A 2610-nucleotide genomic window follows, 5' to 3' on the forward strand; every position below is an offset into this window, starting at 1 on the left:
CCCTCGGGCAATTGCGGCATCGGCACCGCGCCCGGGCCTTCGGTACCCTTGACCGTCTGCGAGGTCGATATGTTGACCACCGCGCCGAGCAGGCCTTGCGCCAGATCGGCGACCGAAGCGGGCCCATCGGCGGCAAATGTCGGCGCCGTGAAGGACGGGACAGCGACGGCGCTGACAAGAAGTGCCGCCGCGCCGGCGATGAATGTCCGCCGCGCCGCGCGCAAAATTGTATTGGATGTCATCGAGAAGCCTCCCGGTATTCTTGAAAAGAAAAGCGCTTCGACGAAAACGCCGCGTCACGCCATGTTGGCAAAAAATACGGCACGTTTGCGGCTATGACTATCGGCAGAGGATAAATCATCGCCGCCCTCATGCGCCTCGTACCAGCCAGACGATGCCGACGCCGATCGCGATCGCCGCCAGCCCGGCAATCCGCAGCGCGTTCTCGGGCAGCGACAGCACTTCGGTGGCAAGCTTCCTGGCCAGGCCGGGAAAGCCGCCATAGACCAGACCCTCTATGACGAGGACGAGGCCCATGGCGGCAAGAAAATCCTGCACCGGCCGCTACTGGCCGGTGCTGGGCTGTGCCGCCGGCGCGGCGGGTGCCGTCGCCGGAGCGTTTGGCGCAGGCGAAGCCGGCTTTGCCGGTCCCTCGCTGCCGTCGGGATTGCGGAAGAAGCGGAAGAACTCCGAGTTCGGCGACAGCACCATCGTCGTTCCGGTGTTGTCCAGCGCCGTGCCATAGGCATTCATCGACCGGTAGAAGTCGAAGAAAGCCGGATCGCGCTGATAGGCTCCCGCGAAGGTGGCGCTGCGCTGGGCCTCGCCCTCGCCGCGCAGGATTTCCGACTCTTTTTGGGCTTCGGCGACGATCTCGACCACTTCGCGATCGGCGCGGGCGGTGATGCGCTGTGCCGCCTCATTGCCGCGCGCCCTCAGCCGGGCAGCTTCCGCCAGGCGTTCCGCCTTCATGCGGTCGAAGGTCTGCTGCGAGACTTCGGCCGTGAGATCGGTGCGGCGAATGCGGACATCCTCGATCTGCAGGCCGAGCGATGTGGCATCGGGCCTGAGCTGGTCGCGGACTTCGCGCATCATCACGCCGCGCTCTTCGGAGAGTGCTGCCTCGAAATCACGCAGACCATAGACACGGCGCAAGGCAGCGTCGAGACGCGTCCTGAGCCGGGCCTCGGCCAGTTCGATCTGACCGGACACCGCGGCGCGGAAGACCCGCGGATCCGAGATGCGATAGGCGATGAAGGCATCGACCTCATAGAACTTGCCGCCCGAGACCTGGACGCGAATGTTGTCGAGATCGAAGCGCAGCACCCGGTTCTCGATCAGCTGCACGGTGTCGGCGTCGAAGAACGAGAACGGCGCCTTGAAGTAGATGCCGGGTTCGCTCTTGACGTCGACAATCTCACCGAACCTGAGCACCAGTGCCTGCTGGCGCGCATTGACCACGAAGACCGACGAATAGAGCAGGAACAGGATAACCGCTGCTGCGACGACGATGATGGGAAGACGGTTGGCCATCACTGGTTACCTCCCGTAACGGGGGCGGCCGGTGCCGGCGCTTTCGGCTGCAATGCCGGCAGCGGCAGATAGGGAACGACCCCTTGCCCGTTGCCCTGCTCGACGATGACCTTGCTCGAATCCTTCAGAACCTTCTCCATGGTTTCCAGGTAGAGGCGCTTGCGCGTTACATCGGGCGCCTTGGCATATTCGTCATAGACCGAGATGAAGCGCTGCGCCTCACCCTCGGCTTCCTGCACGACCCGGTTCTTGTAGGCGGCCGCGTCTTCGCGGATCTGTGCGGCCTCGCCGCGCGCCTGCCCGAGCTTCTGATTGGAGTACTGGTTGGCCTGCTCGACGAACTTGTCCTCGTCCTGCTCGGCGCGCTGCACCTCGTCGAACGCATCGGCCACTTCGCGTGGCGGTGCCGCATCCTCGATCGAGACGGCGTTGACGTTGAGACCGGCCTTGTAGCCGTCCAGCGTCGTCTGGATGATCTCACGCACCGAGGCGGCAATGCCCTGGCGGTCGTCGCGGAAGATGTCCTGCGCCGGCCGGCGGCCGACGGCTTCACGCATAGCGCTTTCGGCAACCTGCCTCAGCATGCCGTCGGGATCGGACACATCGAACAGATACGCGCGCGGGTCGGAGACCTGATAGGCCACGGAGAACTGGACGTTGACGATGTTCTGGTCGCCGGTAAGCATCAGCCCGGACGTATTGCCACTTGTCGCGCCGCCGCCGCCGATATCGACGAGCTGCTCGGAAATCTTGGCCGTCTCGACGGTTTCGAGCGGCCACCAATGGAAATGCAGGCCAGGCTGCGACAGTTCGGTCTTCGGCTTGCCGAAGCGCAGTTCGACCGCGACCTCGTCGGGCTGCACGGTGTAAACCGCCTTGAACGCCCACAGCACCACAAGTGCAGCCGCGATCAGCGCGAAGATAGCCGGGCTCGCGCCGCCGCCGCCCGGAAGAGCGCGCCGCAGCCGGTCCTGGCCGCGGCGGATGATGTCTTCGAGATCGGGAGGCGAGCCCTGCGGCCCGCTCGGTCCTTTTGGACCCTGCCCCCAGGGTCCCTGATTGTTGCCGCCGCCACCC

The 2610-nt window shown here is 65.0% G+C and carries 3 protein-coding genes and 1 pseudogene; all 4 read right to left on the minus strand.

The annotated features are described in order from the left end of the window. Positions 1-242, minus strand: a pseudogene (locus EN914_RS31575) (serine protease); the annotation flags it as partial. A gap of 127 nt (positions 243-369) precedes the next feature. Further along, positions 370-558 (minus strand): DUF2065 domain-containing protein, encoded by a 189-nt coding sequence (locus EN914_RS31580; RefSeq protein ID WP_013531032.1) that lies wholly within the window; start codon positions 556-558, stop codon positions 370-372. A gap of 6 nt (positions 559-564) precedes the next feature. Next, the gene (hflC, locus tag EN914_RS31585; RefSeq protein WP_013531031.1) at positions 565-1533 is read right to left on the minus strand and encodes a protease modulator HflC; all 969 of its coding nucleotides are present in this window, start codon (positions 1531-1533) and stop codon (positions 565-567) included. Then, a partial coding sequence (gene hflK / locus EN914_RS31590) for an FtsH protease activity modulator HflK (RefSeq protein WP_127389511.1) occupies positions 1533-2610 on the minus strand: 1078 nt, incomplete at its 5' end. The genes hflK and hflC, both read right to left, overlap by 1 nt.

The sequence above is a fragment of the Mesorhizobium sp. M7A.F.Ca.CA.001.08.2.1 genome, from assembly GCF_003998455.1.
GTDB classification, from domain to species: Bacteria; Pseudomonadota; Alphaproteobacteria; order Rhizobiales; family Rhizobiaceae; genus Mesorhizobium; species Mesorhizobium ciceri.